The organism is Nocardioides sp. ChNu-153 (assembly GCF_030466625.1).
Lineage (GTDB): Bacteria > Actinomycetota > Actinomycetes > Propionibacteriales > Nocardioidaceae > Nocardioides.
The window spans coordinates 110403-130364 of sequence record NZ_JADEVT010000004.1; the positions used below are offsets into that span (position 1 = coordinate 110403).

General features: G+C 75.4%; 23 protein-coding genes. 14 read left to right on the plus strand and 9 right to left on the minus strand.

Going from position 1 to position 19962, the window contains the following annotated elements:
• Positions 1–92: 92 nt before the first annotated feature.
• Genes INN71_RS08020 through INN71_RS08030 form a run of 3 tightly spaced genes read left to right on the plus strand, consistent with a single transcriptional unit; the run spans position 93 to position 2820 of the window.
• Complete coding sequence (locus tag INN71_RS08020) at positions 93–758, plus strand: heme oxygenase (biliverdin-producing) (RefSeq protein WP_277500162.1); 666 nt, start codon at positions 93–95, stop codon at positions 756–758.
• A gap of 27 nt (positions 759–785) precedes the next feature.
• Positions 786–1604: an NAD(P)-dependent oxidoreductase gene (locus INN71_RS08025; RefSeq protein WP_277500163.1), complete on the plus strand. Its 819-nt coding sequence runs from the start codon at positions 786–788 to the stop codon at positions 1602–1604.
• Between the two features lie 10 nt (positions 1605–1614).
• Positions 1615–2820, plus strand: coding sequence for an MFS transporter (locus tag INN71_RS08030; RefSeq protein ID WP_277500164.1), 1206 nt, complete (start codon positions 1615–1617; stop codon positions 2818–2820).
• An 83-nt stretch (positions 2821–2903) separates the two neighbouring features.
• On the opposite strand, the gene INN71_RS08035 is transcribed toward INN71_RS08030, so the two are convergent.
• Complete coding sequence (locus INN71_RS08035) at positions 2904–3440, minus strand: VanZ family protein (protein ID WP_277500165.1); 537 nt, start codon at positions 3438–3440, stop codon at positions 2904–2906.
• A gap of 224 nt (positions 3441–3664) precedes the next feature.
• On the opposite strand from INN71_RS08035, the gene INN71_RS08040 reads away from it, so the two are divergent.
• On the plus strand, positions 3665–4234 hold the full coding sequence (locus tag INN71_RS08040; RefSeq protein ID WP_277500166.1) for a dihydrofolate reductase family protein: 570 nt from the start codon (positions 3665–3667) through the stop codon (positions 4232–4234).
• 33 nt (positions 4235–4267) lie between these two features.
• The gene (locus INN71_RS08045; RefSeq protein WP_277500167.1) at positions 4268–4813 is read left to right on the plus strand and encodes a hypothetical protein; all 546 of its coding nucleotides are present in this window, start codon (positions 4268–4270) and stop codon (positions 4811–4813) included.
• Between the two features lie 33 nt (positions 4814–4846).
• Here the strand turns inward: INN71_RS08045 and INN71_RS08050 are convergent, their stop codons facing one another.
• Both INN71_RS08050 and INN71_RS08055 read right to left on the minus strand, forming a co-directional pair.
• On the minus strand, positions 4847–5380 hold the full coding sequence (locus tag INN71_RS08050) for a hypothetical protein (RefSeq protein WP_277500168.1): 534 nt from the start codon (positions 5378–5380) through the stop codon (positions 4847–4849).
• 111 nt (positions 5381–5491) lie between these two features.
• Positions 5492–6418: a DMT family transporter gene (locus INN71_RS08055; RefSeq protein ID WP_277500169.1), complete on the minus strand. Its 927-nt coding sequence runs from the start codon at positions 6416–6418 to the stop codon at positions 5492–5494.
• A gap of 64 nt (positions 6419–6482) precedes the next feature.
• Here INN71_RS08055 and INN71_RS08060 point away from each other — a divergent pair, with 64 nt between their 5' ends.
• From INN71_RS08060 to INN71_RS08070, 3 genes are read left to right on the plus strand one after another with little or no spacing between them, the layout of a single operon-like run.
• Positions 6483–7409, plus strand: a complete 927-nt coding sequence (locus INN71_RS08060) for a LysR family transcriptional regulator (protein ID WP_277500170.1) — start codon at positions 6483–6485, stop codon at positions 7407–7409.
• A 33-nt stretch (positions 7410–7442) separates the two neighbouring features.
• Complete coding sequence (locus INN71_RS08065) at positions 7443–7838, plus strand: MerR family transcriptional regulator (protein WP_277500171.1); 396 nt, start codon at positions 7443–7445, stop codon at positions 7836–7838.
• A gap of 34 nt (positions 7839–7872) precedes the next feature.
• Entirely contained in the window at positions 7873–8913 is a 1041-nt protein-coding gene (locus INN71_RS08070; RefSeq protein ID WP_277500172.1) for an aldo/keto reductase, read from the plus strand.
• A 4-nt stretch (positions 8914–8917) separates the two neighbouring features.
• Here INN71_RS08070 and INN71_RS08075 read toward each other — a convergent pair whose 3' ends face one another.
• Both INN71_RS08075 and INN71_RS08080 read right to left on the minus strand, forming a co-directional pair.
• Complete coding sequence (locus tag INN71_RS08075) at positions 8918–9385, minus strand: SRPBCC family protein (RefSeq protein WP_277500173.1); 468 nt, start codon at positions 9383–9385, stop codon at positions 8918–8920.
• Between the two features lie 3 nt (positions 9386–9388).
• Positions 9389–10324 (minus strand): GNAT family N-acetyltransferase, encoded by a 936-nt coding sequence (locus INN71_RS08080; protein ID WP_277500174.1) that lies wholly within the window; start codon positions 10322–10324, stop codon positions 9389–9391.
• Between the two features lie 33 nt (positions 10325–10357).
• Between INN71_RS08080 and INN71_RS08085 the strand changes: the two genes are divergently transcribed.
• Genes INN71_RS08085 through INN71_RS08095 form a run of 3 tightly spaced genes read left to right on the plus strand, consistent with a single transcriptional unit; the run spans position 10358 to position 14117 of the window.
• Entirely contained in the window at positions 10358–12037 is a 1680-nt protein-coding gene (locus INN71_RS08085; protein ID WP_277500175.1) for a phospho-sugar mutase, read from the plus strand.
• Between the two features lie 46 nt (positions 12038–12083).
• Entirely contained in the window at positions 12084–12770 is a 687-nt protein-coding gene (gene deoC / locus INN71_RS08090; protein WP_277500176.1) for a deoxyribose-phosphate aldolase, read from the plus strand.
• Positions 12771–12827: 57 nt separating this feature from the next.
• Entirely contained in the window at positions 12828–14117 is a 1290-nt protein-coding gene (locus INN71_RS08095) for a hypothetical protein (protein ID WP_277500177.1), read from the plus strand.
• Here the strand turns inward: INN71_RS08095 and INN71_RS08100 are convergent.
• Entirely contained in the window at positions 14089–15195 is a 1107-nt protein-coding gene (locus INN71_RS08100; RefSeq protein ID WP_277500178.1) for an adenosine deaminase, read from the minus strand. The two genes, INN71_RS08095 and INN71_RS08100, sit on opposite strands and share 29 nt — an antisense overlap.
• Positions 15196–15296: 101 nt before the next feature.
• Between INN71_RS08100 and INN71_RS08105 the strand changes: the two genes are divergently transcribed.
• The 3 genes from INN71_RS08105 (at position 15297) to INN71_RS08115 (ending at position 17019) form a co-directional block, all read left to right on the plus strand.
• Complete coding sequence (locus INN71_RS08105) at positions 15297–15749, plus strand: MaoC family dehydratase (protein ID WP_277500179.1); 453 nt, start codon at positions 15297–15299, stop codon at positions 15747–15749.
• A gap of 96 nt (positions 15750–15845) precedes the next feature.
• Positions 15846–16826, plus strand: a complete 981-nt coding sequence (locus INN71_RS08110; RefSeq protein WP_277500180.1) for an SPFH domain-containing protein — start codon at positions 15846–15848, stop codon at positions 16824–16826.
• 13 nt (positions 16827–16839) lie between these two features.
• Positions 16840–17019 carry a hypothetical protein gene (locus INN71_RS08115; protein ID WP_277500182.1) on the plus strand — a complete coding sequence of 60 codons (180 nt, stop codon included), beginning with the start codon at positions 16840–16842 and terminating at the stop codon, positions 17017–17019.
• A gap of 47 nt (positions 17020–17066) precedes the next feature.
• On the opposite strand, the gene INN71_RS08120 is transcribed toward INN71_RS08115, so the two are convergent.
• Genes INN71_RS08120 through INN71_RS08130 form a run of 3 tightly spaced genes read right to left on the minus strand, consistent with a single transcriptional unit; the run spans position 17067 to position 19929 of the window.
• Positions 17067–18350 carry a thymidine phosphorylase gene (locus INN71_RS08120; protein ID WP_277500183.1) on the minus strand — a complete coding sequence of 428 codons (1284 nt, stop codon included), beginning with the start codon at positions 18348–18350 and terminating at the stop codon, positions 17067–17069.
• A gap of 9 nt (positions 18351–18359) precedes the next feature.
• Entirely contained in the window at positions 18360–19592 is a 1233-nt protein-coding gene (locus tag INN71_RS08125; protein ID WP_277500184.1) for a cytochrome P450, read from the minus strand.
• Positions 19564–19929 (minus strand): cytidine deaminase, encoded by a 366-nt coding sequence (locus INN71_RS08130; protein WP_277500202.1) that lies wholly within the window; start codon positions 19927–19929, stop codon positions 19564–19566. The genes INN71_RS08125 and INN71_RS08130 overlap by 29 nt, the downstream gene beginning before the upstream one ends.
• Positions 19930–19962 lie beyond the last annotated feature (33 nt).

The following is a 19962-nucleotide window of genomic DNA, read 5'->3' on the forward strand; positions in this document are numbered from 1 at the left end:
TGTCGACACTCTGTCAGCATCTTTTCCTCCGGACGCAGCGCCGCGTCCCACCCCCTGCCCCGACCGCCCACCGCCCCACCCGGGAGCCCGCCATGACCGTCCTCACCCGTCCCGACCTCGACGCCCCGCTGTCCACCGTCATGCGGGAGGGCTCGCAGGCCGAGCACACCGCGGCGGAGAACTCGTCCTTCATGTCGGAGCTGCTGGCCGGCCGCGTGAACGAGGCGGGGTACGCCGCCTACCTGCTGCGCCTGCGGCAGGTCTACGCCGCGATCGAGGAGACGGTGTGCGCGCACGCCCACGACCCGGCCGTGGCCGCCGTGCTCGACACCGACCTGGAGCGCCTCGCGGCCATCGACGCCGACCTCGACCACTGGGCGCCGGGCGGACCGCGCACCGTGGACAGCCCGGCCGCCGCGACGTACGCCGCCCGCGTGCGCGCCGGCGCCGCCTGGGCGCCGCTGCTGGTCGCCCACCACTACACGCGCTACCTCGGCGACCTCTCGGGCGGCCAGGCCATCGGCCGCATCCTGTCGCGGGCCTTCGACCTCGAGGCGGGCGTCGGCACGGCCTTCTACGCCTTCCCGGCGATCCCCAAGCCGAAGCCGTACAAGGACGCCTACCGCGCCCGGCTCGACGCGCTCGACCTGACCGTCGAGGAGAAGCAGCGCGTCGTCGACGAGGTCCGCGTGGCGTTCGACCTCAACCAGGCGCTCTTCCGCGAGCTGGGCGCCGACCTCGCGTCGTACCGCCGCTGAGGCGGGGCCGCCCCTAGGGTGGGCGCCGTGCGCGTACTCGTCACCGGCTCGGCCGGGAGCATCGGTCGGGTGGTGGTGAGCGGCCTGACCGCGGCCGGCCACGACGTCGTGGGCGCCGACCGCGCCCCGGAGCCCGAGGGCTGGACGCTGCCCTGGCACACGCTGGAGTGCGCGGACGCCGACGCCGTGCTCGCCGCCTTCGACGCCCAGGCGGAGGCCGGCGCCCCCGTGCAGGCCGTCGTCCACCTCGCCGGGAACCCCGACGAGGACGGTCTCGTCGAGGCGCTCACGTCGCACACGACGACCACCGCGGCGCTGCTCGACGCCATGCGGGCCCACCGCGTCGACCGCATCGTCTACGCGTCCTCCAACCACGCCGTCGGGGGCACGCCGCACGCGCCGTACTCCCCCGCCGACCCGCTGCCGGTCACGACGCCGCCCCGTCCCGACACCTTCTACGGCGTCGCGAAGGTCGCGGCCGAGGCCGTGCTGGCCCTCTACGCCGACCGGTACGGCATCGACGCGGTGGCGTGCCGCATCGGCTCGTTCCTGGAGGAGCCGGCGACGCGCCGCAACCTCGCGACGTGGCTGTCCCCCGACGACTGCGTGCGGATGGTCCTCGCCGCCCTCACCGCACCCGCTCCCGGCTTCGCCGTGCTGTACGGCGTGTCCGCCAACACCCGGGGCTGGTGGGACCTGGCGCCCGGGCGGGCCCTGGGCTACGAGCCGCTGGACGACGCCGAGGCGTGGGCCGACCGGCTGCCGACGCGACCGGAGGACGCCGTGGAGGACGCCCGCGTGGGCGGTCCGTTCGCGACCGAGACGTACTACCGCCCCGCTCTCTGAGCCCCCGGCCGTGACGACCGCACCCGCGGAGGGCGCCTCCGCCCCGCCGTCGACCCGGCGCGACCCCCGCATGTGGCCGCTCTACGCCGCAGGGTTCACGACGGCGTTCGGGGCGCACGCCGTCGCCGCGAGCCTCGGGACCGGCTCCGGGGGCGTCGTGCCCTCCCTGCTGACGCTCGGACTGCTGCTGGCCCTCTACGACGGCGCGGAGGTGCTGCTCAAGCCGGTGTTCGGGACGGTCGCCGACCGCGTCGGGGCGCGACCGGTGCTCGTGGCGGGTCTCGTCGGCTTCGCCGCCGCGTCGGCGGTCTTCGTGGTCGCCGACGACCCCGCCTGGCTGTGGGCGGCTCGCCTCGGCCAGGGCGCCGCCGCGTCGGCGTTCTCCCCGGCCGCCTCGTCCCTGGTCGCACGGCTGAACCCGGCGGCCCGCCGCGGGCGGGTGTTCGGCTCCTACGGCTCGTTCAAGAGCGTCGGCTACACCCTCGGTCCGCTGCTCGGCGGCGTGCTCATCCACGTCGGCGGGCTGCGGCTGCTCTTCGCGGTGACCGCCGCGCTCGGTCTCGCCGTCGCGGTGTGGGCCCTGCTCGCGGTGCCCGCCGTACCCCCGCTGCCCCGCACGCGCCAGACGGTCCTCGACCTCGCGCGGCGCCTGGGGGACGGCGGCTTCCTCGTCCCCACGGCCGCGCTCGCCGGTGCGACCGCAGCCCTGTCGGTGGGGGTGGGCTTCCTCCCCGTCACCGGGGCGGACGCCGGTCTCGGTCCCGTCGTCACCGGCGCCGCCGTCTCCTTGCTGGCCGCGACGGCCGCCGTCGTGCAGCCGCGCGCCGGTCGCGCGCTGGACGCGGGGCGCCTCGACGTGCGCACCGGTCTGGGGGTGGGGCTGCTCGTGACCGCCCTCGGCCTCCTCGCGCCGCTGGTGCCCGACGTGGCCGGGCTGCTGCTCGCGGCGGTGCTCGTCGGTGCGGGCACCGGCGTCATCACGCCGCTGGGGTTCGCGGCCCTCGCCGCGTCCACCCCGCCGGAACGCATGGGGCAGACGATGGGCACCGCCGAGCTCGGCCGCGAGCTCGGCGACGCCGGCGGGCCGCTCCTCGTCGCCGCCGTGGCCACCGTCGCCGGCCTCTCCCTGGGGTACGTCGCCCTCGCCGCCCTGCTCGCCGTCGGCCCCGCCGTCGTGCTCGCGACGCGGCGGCGACGGGGCGTCAAGGTTCCGTAAAGCCGCGCGGACCCTGCGGTGGATCGCGACGGCCCGGTTCGGTGTCGTGACCGAGCAGCTGGCGCGACCGCTCGTGCGACCCCTCAGTGCCAGCTGAACCGGTCGCGCAGAGCGACGACGGTCGAGATCCGCGTGAGCAGCCGGAGTGCTCCGAAGCCGGCCAGGGCGCCCGCGACGTTGAAGAGCAGGTCGTTCACGTCGGCGATGTGGCCACCGCTCAGCAGGTGGGCCGTCGCGTACTGGACGACCTCGATGCCCAGGCTGGACGCCGCGGCGATCGCCAGCACGCGCCCCCACGAGGCCCCGACGAGGACGAGCGGCACGAGGACCCCCACGGGCACGAAGACGGCGACGTTCATCGCGGCGTCGGCGACCTCGTAGTCGGCGAGCGGTACGAGGACGAGGAAGTCGTCCCACGACGCGTCACGGCCGGGCTTGTCCAGGTAGATGGGGAAGACGGTGTTGGCGACCACTCCGGCGACGTACACGGACAACGCCACGGCCACGGTCGCTCGCGGCAGGGAGAGGCTGCGGCGGCGACGCAGGCTCTCCAGGAGCGCGACGAGGACGATGACGCCGAGGGGCACCACCACGGGCAGGACGGGGACGTGACGGAACACCGGTGGTCTCCTGGTCTCAGACGCGCCGACGCCGACGCGTGGTCGAAGCACGCGTCGTGGACGCTATCCCGCAGTCCTGCTCGGTTGCGGCGGCGAGGGCCGTGCAGCCCCTCGGGTCCGGCGGCGGCGTCGTCCGACGGGGGCACGGGGGCGTCACCGATGAGAAACGTCACCGGCAGCCGTCTGATGACCGTCCGACTCACACCGTCCACCCGGGGAGAACCATGAGACCGCTCCGCTACTCGATCAACGTCACGCTGGACGGCTCGGTCTCGCACGAGGCGGGGATCCCCCCGGACGAGGAGTCGATGCGCTACTGGGCCGCCGAGATGGCGGGGGCCGACGCGCTGCTGCTCGGCCGGGTGACCTATCAGATGATGGAGTCGGCGTGGCGCCGGCCGGGGTCGGGCGCGTGGCCCGACGGGGTGGCCGCGTGGGAGCTCCCGTTCGCCGAGGCCATCGACGGGGCGAGGAAGTACGTCGTGTCGAGCACGCTGGGCGAGGTCGACTGGAACGCCGAGCTGGTGCGGGGCGACGTGGGGCAGGCCGTCCGGCGGCTCAAGCAGCAGCCGGGTGGGCGCCTGTGGGTGGGCGGCGTGACGCTCCCCACCGCGCTGGCGGACCTGGGGCTCATCGACGAGTACGAGCTCCTCGCGCAGCCGGTCCTCGCCGGGCACGGCCCCAGCCTGCTCGGTGGTCTGCGCGAACGGATCCGGCTCGAGCTGGTGGACCGTCGCGAGCTCGCCTCGGGTGCCGTCGTCGTGCGCTACCGGCCCGCGCGCCCCGCGGCCTGACGTCCCCGGCCTGACGTACCGGGGAGGGCGGAGATGTACCTCGAGTTCTTCAGTGACGACAACTACGAACCGCTGTGGCAGCACGGGCCCGGCCCGGGCGACGTCGGTCCCGCCGACACCGCCGAGCTGGGCCTCAGCGACGGTCTGCTGGCCCGACTCAGGGCGTGGTGCGTCGAGGCGAGCGGCGGCCCGATGCGCGGCGGCCTCCTGGACCACCACGTCCGGGCCCTCGAGCTCGCCCGCCTGGTGCAGCTCGAGTTCGGCGACGAGCACGAGGTCTGGCGCCTGGACGGCCCCGGCTCCCGACCGTTGGTCCTGGCCGGTGAGGGCGAGGGCGCAGACCTGGCCCGCACGGTGGCCGGTCGACCCGTCGCGGTGCCCCTGCGGCAGGTGAGCAGGTCGACGACCACGCACCGGCGCATCGTCCAGTGGCGCCGGGCACGGCTGCACGCACGGGCCGGTACGGCGGGCACCGCGGCGTGGCGCGCGGAGGGTCTGGCGATCGCGGCGCGCCTGCAGGAGGAGGTCGGCCTCGACCACGCCGTCACCTACCTCGGCGGTCGCACGGAGCGCCCCTGACGCCCCCGGCGGTCGCTGCCGGCGGTGCGCCCGTCACTGGTACCAGCAGGGGGCGCGCTGCCACGCCGCCAGGCGCGACACGGGAGCGGCAGCGGTGTCGCCGGTCGACGTCAGGTGCAGGAACTCGTCGCCCTCGAGGTCCGCCCAGGTCGACGCTCGCGCGTACGGGCCGTCGAGCGACCGCTCGTTCGTGTGGGTCCAGCCGTAGACGGCCCAGGCCACGTCCGGACCGAGCACGACGTCGTCCCGGACCTGGAGCGGCCAGGAACTGCCGTCGGCGACCTCGCCGGGCGCGTCGACGTCGGCCAGCTCCCGGGTGTCGGACTCCTGCTGCAGCTCCGCGCCGTCGCCCGCCGCCTCGACCTCGGTGCCGTCCTGCGGCAGTGCGTAGAGCGTGAGGCCGTCGACCGGTTCCGAGCCCTCGCAGATCTTGACGTGGGCGACGTACGTGCCGTCGGCGGCTCGGGTGACGGCCACCTCCCCGACGCTGGGGACCCCGCACCCGCCGAGCGCGACCAGCACCAGTGCCGCGACGACGAGCAGTCCTCCTCGCGAGTTCCAGCCCACCGGGGCATCCAACCATCACCAGCCCCGACGAGCGGGCGGACCTCGACGTGGATCGATGAGCGTCGCGTCGGCCGGGCCACGGCCGGAAATCCCGCCGGGCACCCCGCCGGGTCACCGCGGGACGGTGCCCGGCTCGTCGCCCGAGGCGCTGACCACGACCTGCTCCGTTGCGTCGTCCTCGCCGGCGGCGGCGCGCGCACCCGACCGCTCGGCCCCGAGGCCTGCGGCCACGACGAGCACCAGGCCCACGACCGCCCCCGGGCCGGGCAGCTGCCCCAGCAGGACCAGTCCGATGACGAGGGCGATGGCCGGTTCCAGGCACATGATCGTGCCGAAGGCCGCTGCGGTGAGGTGGCGCAGCGCCACCATCTCGAGCGCGAAGGGCACCACCGGCAGCAGGACGGCCAGGCCGGCGCCGAGCAGCAGGACCTCCCAGGTCAGCACCCCCGCGAGGTCGCTGCCCGGCAGCACCAGCACGGTGCCGGTCGCCACGAGTCCCGCGACCGGCATCGAGACCGCCAGGCCCTGCACGCCCTCGACCTCGTCGCCGACGCGCTGGGTCAGCACGATGTAGCCCGCCCAGCAGGCAGCCGCCGCGAGCGCCGCCGCGACGCCGAACACGTCGACGTCGCCGCGCCACGGTTCGGTCAGCAGCAGGACCCCGGCCCCGGCCAGCAGCGGCCAGGCCAGCCGGGCGACCACGCCGCGACCACGCAGCACCGCCACCGAGAGCGGACCCAGGAACTCGAGAGCACTCGCCGTGCCCATCGGCAGCCGCGAGACCGCCACCATGAAGAGCATCGTGACGCCCGCGGTGATGACACCGAGCGCGACGCAGGTCCGCAGCGCGCGCCCGGACATCGATCCCCTCCGAGGGCGCAGCACCACGAGGGTGATGAGCCCGGCCCACACGAGCCGCAGCCACGCGGCTCCGTCCGGACCGACGCGCCCGGCGAGGCCGACCGAGACGGCGATGCCGAGCTGGACGCAGAGCATGGAGGCGAGGGCGAGCGAGGCGCCGGTGCGAGCGGTGGACACGCGCCCAGTAGATCCAGCCGGTCCGTCCGCGTCCACGCGAGAATCATGAACGGACCGTCCGTCCATGCCTGACAATCGGTGGGTGAACATACGCCGTCTCGAGCTGCTGGTCGCGCTGTCCCGCCTGGGGTCCATGCGGGAGGTCGCCGACGAGCTCGGGTCCACCACGTCGACGGTCTCGCAGCAGCTCGCGGCGCTCGCTCACGAGGTGGGCGCCCCCCTGCTCGAACCGCACGGCCGGCGGGTGCGGCTCACGCCGGCCGGCCGGCGCCTCGTCGAGCACGCCGTGACCATCCTGGCGGCCGTCGAAGCGGCACGGGCCGCTCTCGATCCCGGTGCGGAGCCGGCGGGCACCCTCCGCACCGGGGGGTTCGCGACGGCCGTCCGGCGCAGCCTCCTGCCCGCCCTGCACACGCTGGCGGACACGTGCCCGCGGGTGCGGCTCCTCGTCAGCGAGTACGAGCCGGGCGAGGCGCACGCTCTCCTGCTCAGCGACGACCTCGACCTGGCGCTGACCTACGACTACAACCTGGCGCCGACGACGCTCGACCGGTCGCTCGTGGCACACCGGCTGTGGTCGACCACCTGGGGGCTCGGCGTGCCTGCGGAGACTGCGCCCCCGACCGGGTCGGCGACCGACGTCGTGACGGCGTTCCGCTCCACCCCCTGGATCGTGAACTCGCGCGGCACCGCCGACGAGGACGTCGTCCGCACGCTCGCCTCGATGGCGGGGTTCCTCCCCGACGTCACCCACCGCGCCGACAACCTCGACCTCGTCCAGGACCTGGTCGCCGCCGGGCTCGGCGTCGCCCTGCTCCCCGAGGACTCGGTGCTGCGCGAGGGTGTGCGCGTCGTGCCCCTGCGCGACCCGGAGGTGCTGCTCCAGGCCTACGCGGTCACACGGACCGGCCGGGCGACCTGGCCGCCCCTCGCCGCCCTGCTGCGCACCCTGGGCCCCGCCGGTGAGGACGGATCGAGTGTCGGCCCTTGACCTCGAGCGCACTCGAAGGTCGACACTGGGCCGGTGAGCGCCCTGCCGGAGACCAGCACGTCGTACTCGATCGCGGAGGCGGCCGCCCTGAGCGGCCTGACCACCCACACGTTGCGCTACTACGAGCGCGACGGGCTGATGCTCGTGCCCGTCGGGCGGGCCAGCACCGGGCACCGCCGCTACGGGCCCGAGGACCTGCGCTGGATCGAGATGGTGACCCGGCTGCGCTCGACCGGGATGCCCGTGCGGGAGGTGCGGCGCTACGCCGACCTGGTGCGCGCCGGCGACGGCAACGAGGCCGAGCGGCTCGAGCTGCTGCGCACCCACCGCCGTGCCGTGCTCCGCCAGCTCGCGGAGACCACCGAGCACCTCGGCGCCATCGACCGCAAGATCGGCATCTACGTCGACCGGCTCGAGCAGGACGCTTGACCTCGAGCGCGCTCGAAGGTCTTCACTGGAGGACATGAGCGACAACACCACCCCGTCCACCACCACGCCGCCCCTCACCACCTTGGGCACCGCCGCGCCCCTGACCGTCTCCGCCCTCGGCCTGGGCTGCATGGGCATGTCGGAGTTCTACGGCACCGGCGACGAGGCCGAGGCGACGCGCACCATCCACCGCGCGCTCGACCTCGGCGTCACGTTCCTCGACACGGCCGACATGTACGGCCCCTTCACCAACGAGCAGCTCGTCGGCGCCGCCCTGGCCTCCGCGCCCCAGCCGCGCGACGCCGTGCAGCTGGCCACGAAGTTCGGCAACGAGCGTCTCCCCGACGGCACCGGGCTCGGCGTGAACGGCCGCCCGGAGTACGTCCGCGCCGCCTGCGACGCCTCCCTGCAGCGCCTCGGCGTCGACCACATCGACCTCTACTACCAGCACCGCGTCGACTTCTCCGTGCCGATCGAGGAGACCGTCGGCGCCATGAAGGAGCTCGTCGAGGCCGGCAAGGTCCGCTTCCTGGGCCTGTCCGAGGCGGGCGCCGAGACCATCCGCCGCGCCCACGCCGTGCACCCGATCACCGCGCTGCAGAGCGAGTACTCCCTCTTCACCCGCGACCTCGAGGACACCGTGTGGCCGGTCCTGGCCGAGCTCGGCATCGGCCTCGTGCCCTACTCCCCCCTCGGCCGCGGCCTGCTGACCGGCACCATCGCGCGCCCCGACGACCTGCCGGCGGACGACTCCCGGCGCTCGGGCTACTTCCCCCGCTTCGCCGACGGCGCGCTCGACGCCAACCTGGTGCTCGTCGCCCGCGTCCGGGAGGTCGCGGAGCGCCTGGGGTGCACCCCCGGCCAGCTCGCGCTCGCCTGGGTGCTCGCCCGCTCGGGCCCCGAGGTGGGCGTCGCGCCGATCCCGGGCACGAAGCGGGTCCGCTACCTGGAGGAGAACACCGCCGCGCTGTCCGTCGACCTGACCCCCGACCTCGTCGCCGAGCTCGAGGCCGCCGTCCCCCGCGACGCCGTCGTGGGCCAGCGGTACGGCGACATGTCCACCATCGACGCCTGACGGCTCAGGCCGCGTCCGTCCCCGACAGGCGTCCCAGCAGGCCCCGTCGGCAGCCCTCCATCATCCGGTGGTGGTTCCACCGCAGCAGCGGGTCGGCCAGGCGCACGAGCGGGGCGGGCACCCGCCCGGGCCGCCCGGCCAGGTCGACCTCCTGGTGGTAGTCCACCCGGCACCCCGGGCCGCCACCGACCGCAGCCTCCGGGGTGAGCGCGAACCGCGCCTCGCCCCGGAGGTCGCCGTCGACGTCCACGGCGAGCAGGTCGGGCTCGCGGACGCGGGCGTGCAGGTGCAGGCGGAGCTCGTAGGGCAGGGTCGAGCGGGCGACGACGTCCGCGTCGTCAGGGCCGCGCGGGACGACGGCGCGCACCTGCGGCCACCACGCGGCGTACCCCTCGACGTCGCCCAGCACCGCCGCCACCCGCTCCGGGGCGTGCGGCAGGTGCCACCGCTCGGTGAACACGTAGGCGCCCACGCCTCAGCCCTCCCGCCCGGGACGCAGCGCCGGGCGCCGCTGCCACGTCGTGAGCAGCGGCCGGTAGCCCACCGACGCCCAGAAGGGCGCGGACCACGGGCTGACGCCGGCGTGGTGCAGCAGCAGGGCGGCCCAACCCTCGTCCACGGCGCGGGCGTGCGCGGTCGCGGCGAGCACCCGCCCGAGGCCCGCCGAGCGGTGGGCGGGGTCGACGTACGCCCCCACGAGGTAGCCGGCCGGGGCGAGCCACGTGGCCCCGGTCGCCCACGCGGCGGGCTCGGGCGGGTTGACCTGGCAGAAGGCCAGCGGCGAGCCGTCGACCTCCGCGACCCACGTCCACCCCTCGTCCCGTGCCAGCGCCTCCGCGAGCTCGGGGGCCAGCGAGGCCCGGGCGTCCGGACGCTCCGGCACGGAGCCGAACCGGGTCTCCCAGCGGTGCAGGTCGAGAGTCCGCTCGAGGAGCCAGGGCACGTCCGCCTCGCCGGCCGGCCGCACCACCACCCCGTCGGGCGGCGTGCGCCAGCCCGCCGGGTCGGGCCGGTCCAGGATCCGCACGGCGAGGACCGAGGCCGGCCCGAAGTGGCGCCGCACGAGCGGCGCCACGAGGGCGGAGTCGCGGCTGGCCAGCGTCACCGCGGCCGCGGTCTCGTCGTCGGTGGCGGCCGGGTCGCCGGCCAGCTCCGCGAGCCAGGCGTCGAGCACCCGCCCCCAGGCCGCGCCGTCAGGGGCCGCGGCGCGCACGTGCAGGGCGTGGCTCCGCCGGGCGACCCACAGCGAGTCGGTGGTCGTCGTGGTGGCGACGGCGCCGACATCGCCGTCGACCAGCACCCGCCCCTCCGGCAGCTCCGCGACCCGCACGAGCGGGTCCACCTCCGCCAGGCGCGCCTCGTGGGCGGCCTGGAGGGCGGCGAGCTCGGGACCGGGTGTCGAGGAGGGCACCGGCCCATCCTGGCACCGGCTACCGTGCCGCCCATGACGACGCCGCTCCCCACCGACCTCGCCGACCGGGCCCGGGCCTGGATGGCCGAGGACCCCGACGAGGCGACCCGCGCCGAGCTCGCCGGCGTCCTGGACGCCGCGGAGCAGGGCGACGCCGCGGCCACCGCCGACCTCGCGGACCGCTTCGACGGCACGCTGGAGTTCGGTACGGCGGGCCTGCGCGGCGCCCTGGGCGCAGGACCCAACCGCATGAACCGCGTCGTCGTGCTGCGCGCCGCTGCGGGCCTGGCGGCGTACCTGCGGGCCAACGGCGCCAGCAACGAGGACTCGGTCGTCATCGGGTACGACGCGCGCCGCAACTCCGACGTGTTCGCCCGGGACACCGCGGAGGTGGTGACGGGCGCCGGCCTCAAGGCGCTCCTGCTGCCGCGCCCCCTGCCGACCCCGCTGCTGGCGTACGCGATCCGCGAGCTCGGCTGCGTCGCGGGCGTGATGGTCACGGCGAGCCACAACCCGCCGGAGGACAACGGCTACAAGGTCTACCTCGGCGACGGCTCGCAGATCGTGCCGCCCGCCGACAGCGGCATCGCGGCCGAGATCGACCGGGTCGGGGCGCTCGCCGACGTGCCGCGCGGGGGCCCCGGCCGGGTGCTCGACGACGCCGTCGTGGACCGCTACCTCGACACGGTCGCGCAGCTGCCCGACGACGGCCCGCGCGACCTGCGGATCGTCTACACGCCGCTGCACGGCGTCGGCGGCGTCCCCGTGCGCCAGGTGCTCGAGACCGCCGGCTTCGACGAGCCGTCGGTGGTGGAGGCGCAGGAGGAGCCCGACGGCGCGTTCCCGACGGTGGCGTTCCCCAACCCGGAAGAGCCGGGCGCCATGGACCTGGCCCTCGACCTCGCCGTGCGCGTCGGCGCGGACCTCGTCGTGGCCAACGACCCCGACGCCGACCGCTGCGCCGCCGCCGTACCCGTGCCGGGCACCGGCTCCGGCTCGTGGCGCATGCTGCGCGGCGACGAGGTCGGCGCCCTGCTGGCCGCCCACCTGCTCTCCCGCGGCGTCGAGGGCGTCTTCGCGTGCTCGATCGTCTCGTCGTCGCTGCTGGGCAAGATCGCGGCCGCCGCGGGCCAGCCGCACGCCGAGACGCTCACCGGCTTCAAGTGGATCGGCCGGCTCGAGGGGCTCGCCTACGGCTACGAGGAGGCGCTGGGCTACTGCGTCGACCCGTCGTCGGTGCGCGACAAGGACGGCGTCTCGGCCCTGCTCCTGCTCTGCGAGCTCGCCGCAGCGCTCAAGGCCGAGGGCCGCACGCTGCTCGACGCGCTGGACGACCTGGCCCGCACCCACGGGCTGCACGCCACCGACCAGCTCTCCGTGCGGGTCGCGGACCTGGCCGTCATCCGCGACGCGATGGCGCGCCTGCGCACCACCCCGCCGGTCGAGCTGGGCGGGCTGGCCGTGCTCGAGGCCACCGACCTGTCCCTCGGTACGGCGGAGCTGCCGCCCACCGACGGCCTGCGCTACCGGCTCGCCGACGGCGCGCGCGTCATCGTCCGCCCGAGCGGCACGGAGCCGAAGATCAAGTGCTACCTCGAGGTCGTCGTCCCCGTCGAGGAGGGGGCCGGCGACGGCGTCGCGGCCGCCCGGATCGTCGCGACGCAGCGTCTCGACGCGCTCAAGCAGGGCGTCCGCGAGGCCGCGGGGCTCTGAGCGCCCGACCGGCGGGGCCGACGGCGCGGGCACCTATGCTGACCCGGTGACCGCCGAGACCCCCGCCGCGAGCCCCGCCGAGATCGCCCGCCTCATCGACCACACGCTGCTCAAGCCGGAGGCGACGCGCGCCGACGTCGACGCGCTCGTGGCCGAGGCCGCCGAGCTGGGCACCTACTCGGTCTGCGTCTCCCCCTCGATGCTCCCCCTCGAGGTGCCCGCGGACCTGGCCGTCGCCGTCGTCTGCGGCTTCCCCAGCGGCAAGCACACCTCGACCGTGAAGGCCGCGGAGGCGGCCGAGGCCGTCGCCAACGGCGCCGACGAGGTCGACATGGTCATCGACGTCGGCGCGGCGATCGAGGGCCGGTACGACGACGTGCGGGCCGACATCGCGGCCGTGCGGGCCGCCGTGCCCGCCCCCACCGTGCTCAAGGTCATCATCGAGTCGGCGGCCCTGCCCGACGACGCCATCGTCGCGGTCTGCACCGTCGCGGCCGGCGTGGGCGCCGACTTCGTGAAGACCTCGACCGGCTTCCACCCCTCCGGCGGGGCCACGGAGCACGCGGTCCGGCTGATGGCCGAGACCGTCGGCCCGGGCGTCGGCGTGAAGGCGTCCGGCGGCGTGCGGACCCTGGAGCAGGCGCGGGCCATGGTCGCCGCGGGCGCGACGCGCCTCGGGGTCTCCGGCAGCCGCGCGCTGCTCGGCGGCGGCCCGTCCACCGGCTCCTACTGAGTCGCGCCGACCGACGACGACCGGCCGACCACCCCTCCGCCCCCGCACCGCCCGCCCGTGACCACCGCTCCCCCGTCCGCCCGGGTCGTCGTGCTCGCCGGTCCCTCCGGGTCGGGCAAGTCGCGCCTGGCCGAGCGCCTGGGTCTGCCCGTCCTCCGGCTCGACGACTTCTACCGCGACGGTGACGACCCCGCCCTGCCGCACATCACCGAGGGCGCGAACGCCGGCCTCGTCGACTGGGACCACCCCGACTCGTGGCTGCCCGACGACGCCATGGCCGCCCTGGAGGCCCTGTGCCGCGACGGGCGGGCCGAGGTGCCCGTCTACGAGATCGCGGCGAACGGGCGCACGGGCTCCCGGGTGCTCGACCTCGGCGGGTCGCCCCTCTTCGTGGCGGAGGGGATCTTCGCCGCCGACGTCATCGCCGCCTGCGCCGAGCGGGGGCTGCTGGCCGCGGCGTACTGCCTCACCCAGCCGCCCGCCGTCACCTTCTGGCGGCGCCTCACCCGCGACCTGCACGAGCGGCGCAAGCCGCCGCTGGTGCTGCTGCGTCGGGGCATGGCGCTGGCCCGCGCCCAGCGCGACGTGGTCGCCCACGCGGTGGCGCGGGGCGCGACGCCGGCCTCCACGCACGACGCGTTCGCGGCCCTGCGCGACCTCGTCGCGGCCACCGACTCCCGCCCGCCGGCGGCGCGGTCGTCGCTCGGGGCGGCGCTGGAGCTGTTCCGCCAGCCCGACGGCACGACCTGCGGGTCCTGCTGCCTGGTGGCCGCCCACCTGCACCACTCCCCGGCGTACGCCGCCGCGGTGCTCGGCGACGCCGACCTCCTCCCCCGGCTGCACGCCGAGGCGCTCGCCGTGCAGCGGGTGACGGCCGGCGCCCGTCTCGCGGGCGAGACGCAGGTGCCGTGGCCGACCCGGCTCGGTACGGCGCCCTGGGCCCTCGCGCGGCACCTGCGGCTGGTCTCGGGGCGGCCGGGCACGACGTACGCCTGGACCCCGCGCGGCGACGACTTCTGGGAGCGGATGACCGCGGCGCTCGACGCGGGGCACCCGGTGCCGCTCTACGTCGGCACCCGCCTCCTGCCGCGCCACGTCGTGCTCGTGCTCGACGCGGCCGACGACCACCTCGTGGCCTACCAGCCCGGGCGCGGCGGCACGGTGCGCGTCACCCGCGGGGAGGTCACCCGCAGCGAGGCCCGCGCGCTGGGGTGGCCGCACGTGTGGGGCGGCGTGCTGCCGACGCTCACCGCCGGTGGTGATCCCCGCCGGGCCCCGGTACGGCGCGCCCTCCCCCTGGCGCGCCGCCGGGCCGGCGTCACCGCAGTGCCGCGTACCCGGGCTTGATGACCTCGGTGATGAGCGCGTACCGCTTGTCGTAGTGGGTGAACGCCGACTTCATGGCGTTCGTCGTCAGCCACTCGAGCCGGCCGAGGTCGAAGCCGGCTTCCGTGTGCAGCAGCCACATCTCCTCGGTCATCGACGTGCGGCTCATGAGCCGGTTGTCGGTGTTGACCGTGACCCGGAAGCGCAGGTCGGCGAGCAGTCGGATGGGGTGCTCGGCGATCGACGACGCGGCGCCCGTCTGCACGTTGGAGCTCGGGCACATCTCGAGCGGGATGCGCTTGTCGCGCACGTAGCTCGCGAGCCGGCCCAGGCGCACCTGGCCGTCGGGGCCGACCTCGACGTCGTCGATGATCCGGACGCCGTGGCCGAGGCGGTCGGCGCCGCACCACTGCAGCGCCTCCCAGATCGACGGCAGCCCGAAGGCCTCGCCGGCGTGGATGGTGAAGTGCGCGTTCTCGCGGCGCAGGTACTCGAACGCGTCGAGGTGGCGGGTGGGCGGGTAGCCGGCCTCGGCGCCCGCGATGTCGAACCCGGTGACGCCCCGGTCGCGCCACGCGACGGCCAGCTCGGCGATCTCCCGCGACATCGCCTGGTGCCGCATGGCGGTGAGGATCTGGCGGGCGACGATCGGGCGCCCGGCCTCGGCCGCGAGCGCCATGCCCTCGTCGAAGCCCGCCTGCACCGCGGCGACGACGTCGTCGGGCGTGAGGCCCTGCTCCGTCATCAGCTCGGGCGCGTAGCGGATCTCGGCGTACACGACGCCGTCCTCGGACAGGTCCTCGACGCACTCCCGGGCGATGCGGGTGATCGCGTCGCGGCGCTGCATCACCGCCACCGTGTGGCGGAAGGTCTCGAGGTAGCGCACCAGCGAGCCGGAGTCGGCCGACTCGGCGAACCAGTCGGCGAGACCGGCGGGGTCGCCGGCCGGCAGCTCGTGACCGATCTCGGCGGCGAGGTCGACGATCGTGGCGGGGCGCAGGCCGCCGTCGAGGTGATCGTGGAGCAGCACCTTGGGGGCGCGGCGCACCAGCTCCCGGGTCAGCGGGGCGGGGGCGGAGGGGGGTGTGGTCTCGGCCATGGCTCATCCTCTCAGCCGCTAGGGTCCCGAGCGGGAATCGACGCACGACCCCGCCCCACGCCCGCCCGTACCCGCCCGCACCACCGCCGACAGGAGTCACCATGCGCACGTTCACCACGCTCGACGAGGTCGCCGCCGCCGCCGGCGAGGAACTCGGCACCTCCGAGTGGGTCACCATCGACCAGCAGCGGGTCGACACCTTCGCCGAGGCCACCGGGGACCACCAGTGGATCCACGTCGACGCCGAGCGCGCGGCGGCGGGGCCGTTCGGCGGCACCATCGCCCACGGCTACCTCACCCTCTCCCTCGTTCCGTGGCTCGGCAGCCTGGTCTTCGCGTTCGAGACCCCCGGCGCCAAGCTCAACTACGGCGTGAACAAGGTGCGCTTCCCCCAGCCGCTGCTGGTCGGACGCCGCGTGCGGGCCCACGTCGCGCTCGGCGACGTGGCCGACCTGCCGGCCGGCAAGCAGGCACTGCTGCGCTACACGATCGAGATCGAGGGCGAGGCCAAGCCCGCGTGCGTGGCCGAGACCGTCGTCCTCCTCCTGCCCTGACCTCCTCGCCCGCCACGGGGAACTAGCAAAGTGATATCACTCTGCTACATTCTCCTTGAGGGCCGGCGACGGACGCCGGCCGGGAGGGGGACGACCATGGCGATCACCGAGGACGAGACGCGGCTGGACATCGACGAGCGGCGCAGCCCGGCCGTCGGCGGCTGGCCGGTGCTGGCGCTGTTCGTGCTGATGCTGGCGGGCGGTACGGCGGCACTCGTCGCCGGGCTGGTCCGGCTCGCCGACGACCCGGGCGTCGCCGGTGCCGCGCTCACCGGGCTGGGCGCCCTGGTGCTCCTGGCCGCGCTCGTCGTGTCGACCGGGTTCGCCGTCGTCGCGCCGGGCGAGACCCGGGTGGTCGTCTTCTTCGGCAACTACCTCGGCACGATCCGCCGGACGGGCCTGGCGTGGACGGTGCCGTTCACGCTGCGCCCGAAGGTGCCGGTGCGGGTGCTGAACTTCGAGACCGAGACGCTCAAGGTCAACGAGCGCAACGGCTCGCCGGTGCAGGTGTCGGCGATCGTCGTGTGGCAGGTGAAGGACACCGCGAAGGCCCACTTCGCCGTCGACGACTACCGCGACTTCATCGAGAGCCAGGCCGAGTCGGCGCTGCGCCAGGTCGTCGCCCGCCACCCCTACGACCACCAGACCGAGCGCATCGCCGCGATCGTCTCGCCCGAGCTGGCCGACGACGAGGCCCTGCCGGTCGACGGCGACGAGGTCACCCTGCGCGAGGACGGCGAGAAGGTGGCGGACGAGCTCGCCGAGGAGGTCAACGCCCGGGTGCACCTGGCCGGGCTCGACGTGCTGGAGGTGCGGCTGTCGAACCTCTCCTACGCCTCGGAGATCGCCGGGGCCATGCTGCAGCGCCAGCAGGCCCAGGCCGTGCTCGACGCCCGGCGCGTCGTCATCGACGGCGCCGTCGGCATCGTCGGCGACGCCCTGGCCCGGCTCGAGGAGGACACCGACATCGCCCTCGACCCCGAGCGGCGGGCGGCGATGACCTCGAACCTGCTCACCGTCATCGTCGGCGGCGCGGGCGTGCAGCCGGTCGTCAACGTCGGCTCGCTCTACAGCTGAGTCGGCGGACACCGTGCCTCGCGAGCCGTCCGGCAAGCGCGAGCGGGCGCAGATCCTGCTCCGCATCGACCCCCGGGTCGCCGACGCCCTCCGGCGCTGGGCGGCCGACGAGATGCGCTCGACGAACGCCCAGATCGAGATGGCCCTGCGGGAGGCGCTGAGCCGCGCCGGGCGCCTGCCCGAGCAGGACTGACCTGCTCGGGCCGCGCCACTCGGGCGGAGCGGCTCGGGCGGCGCGCCTCAGGCGATGCGGTCGATGACGAGGGGAGACGGGTCGAACGGGCCGTCCCCCACGTCGTACCCGCCCTCCAGGGCGGCCAGCGCGCGGTCGAAGCGCTCCGGGGTGTCGGTGAGGAGCGTGAACAGCGGCGCACCCTCCTCGACGCGGTCGCCGGGGCGGGCGTGCCAGACGACGCCGGCGCCGGCCTGCACCGGGTCCTCCTTGCGCTCGCGGCCCGCGCCGAGGCGCCAGGCCGCCAGGCCGACGGCCATCGCGTCGAGGCGGGTCAGCGTGCCGGAGCGCGGCGCAGCGACGACGTGCTGCTCCCGCGCGATCGGCAGCGGGGCGTCGGGGTCGCCGCCCTGGGCGGAGATCATGGCCCGCCACACGTCCATCGCGGAGCCGTCGGCGAGCCGGTCGGCGGGGTCCACGTCGTCGACGCCCGCGGCCAGCAGCATCTCGCGGGCGAGCGCCACGGTGAGCTCGACGACGTCCGCGGGACCGCCGCCGGCCAGCACCTCGACCGACTCGGCGACCTCGATCGCGTTGCCGGCGGTGCGGCCCAGCGGCGTGCTCATGTCGGTGAGGAGCGCGACCGTGCGGACGCCCGCGTCCGTGCCCAGGGCCACCATCGTCTCGGCGAGCTCGCGGGCGCGCTCGACCGACTTCATGAACGCCCCGCTGCCGACCTTGACGTCGAGCACGAGCGCACCGGTGCCCTCGGCGATCTTCTTGCTCATGATCGAGCTGGCGATGAGCGGGATCGCCTCGACCGTGCCGGTCACGTCGCGCAGCGCGTACAGCTTCTTGTCGGCGGGGGCCAGGCCGTCGCCCGCGGCGCAGATGACGGCGCCGACCGACTCCAGCTGCGCCAGCATCTCCTCGTTCGACAGCGAGGCGCGCCAGCCCGGGATCGCCTCCAGCTTGTCGAGCGTGCCGCCCGTGTGCCCCAGCCCGCGGCCCGACAGCTGCGGGACGGCGACGCCGCAGGCGGCCACGAGGGGGGCGAGCGGCAGCGTGATCTTGTCGCCGACGCCACCGGTCGAGTGCTTGTCGCTGGTCGGTCGCGACAGCGACGAGAAGTCCATCCGCTCCCCCGAGGCGATCATCGCGCCGGTCCAGCGGGCGATCTCGCGGCGGTCCATGCCGTTGAGGAGGATCGCCATCGCCAGCGCCGACATCTGCTCGTCCGCCACCGCGCCGCGCGTGTAGGCGTCGACCACCCAGTCGATCTGGCTGTCGCTCAGCGCGCCGCGGTCGCGCTTGGTGGTGATGACCTCGATGACGTCGTGTGCGCTGCTCACCGTCGCACCCTACGCACCCTCGGTCGCCGTCGCCGAGCCGGCGGTCGCGACCGTGACCGACTCGTAGCCGCGGAGCACGAAGGTGCCCCGCGACTCCGGCTCGCCCGCCAGCTCCAGCGACGGCAGCCGGGTCAGCAGGAGGCCGAGCGACTCGGTCAGCTCCATGCGCGCCAGGGGCGCACCGAGGCAGAAGTGCAGGCCCGCCCCGAACGCGACGTGGGGGTTGGGGTCCCGCGCGGGGTCGAAGACGTCGGCCTCGGCGAAGACGGCGGGGTCGCGGTTGGCGGAGCCGAGGAGCGCCGCGATCCGCTGGCCCTCCTCCACCCGGACGCCCGCCACCTCGACGTCCTGCGTCGCCGTGCGCTCGAAGAGGTGGAGGGCGGAGTCGAAGCGCAGCATCTCCTCCACCAGCGTCGGTACGCCGGACACGTCGCCCGCGCGGGCCGCCGTACGCACCCCGTCGGCCGCGGGCGAGCGCAGCAGCGCGACCAGCCCGTTGCCGAAGACGTTGACGGACGCCTCGTGGCCGGCGTTCAGCAGCAGCACGGCGGAGGCGACGACCTCGTCCTCGCTGAGCCGCTGCGTGCCCTCGCGGGCCGCGACGAGGTCGCTCAGCAGGTCGTCGCGCGGGCTCGACGCCCGGTCGCGGGCGAGCTCGAGCACCGCCCCGGCGAACGCGTCGGCGGCCGCGACGGCCGCGGCCTGCGTGGCCTCGTCGGGGGCGGGCTCGTACATCCGGACGATGGCCTGCGACCAGTCGCGCAGGTCGGGGGCCAGCTCGACGGGCACCCCGAGCAGCTCGGCGATGACGAGCACGGGCAGCGGCTCGGCGTAGGCGCCGATGACGTCGAACCCGGCGGCCGGGTCGACCTCGTCCAGCAGCGACGCGGCGAGCTCGCGCACCCGCGGGCGCAGCCGCTCGACGTGGCCGCGGGCGAAGGCGCCGGCGACCAGCCGACGCAGCCGCGTGTGGTCGGGCGGCTCGTTCTCCATCATCTGGTTGCGGTGGAGCAGGTTGAACGGCTCGAGGTAGGCCGCCGGCTCCCGGTCGCGCCAGATCCGCCCGAGCCGCCGGTTGCGCAGCACCGCGCCGACGGCGGCGTGGTCGAAGGCGAGCCAGGTGCCCCGCTCCTCGTGCCACGCCACCGGGTGGCGCTCGCGCTCGGCGGCGAGCAGGGGGTAGGGGTCCTCGACCAGCGCGGCCGAGGTCAGGTCAAGCGAGGTCGTCGGGACCGAAGGCATCAGGCAGGACCTCGTCCATCGTGCGGGCACCGGACACGGTGAGCAGGACCAGGTCCCGCCCGCCGTTCTCGAACAGCAGCTGGCGGCAGCGGCCGCACGGCATGATCACCTCGCCCGCTCCGTTGACGCAGACGAAGCGCCGCAGGATGCCGCCGCCCGTGAGGTGCAGCTGCGAGACGAGGCCGCACTCCGCGCACAGGCCGACGCCGTAGGAGGCGTTCTCGACGTTGCAGCCCGTGACGAGCCGCCCGTCGTCCACGATCGCCGCGGCACCCACCGCGTAGCCCGAGTACGGCGCGTACGCCCGCCCGGCCGCGTCGTGCGCCGCGGCCCGCAGCTCGGCCCACTCCTCCCCGGTCGGGTACGACGG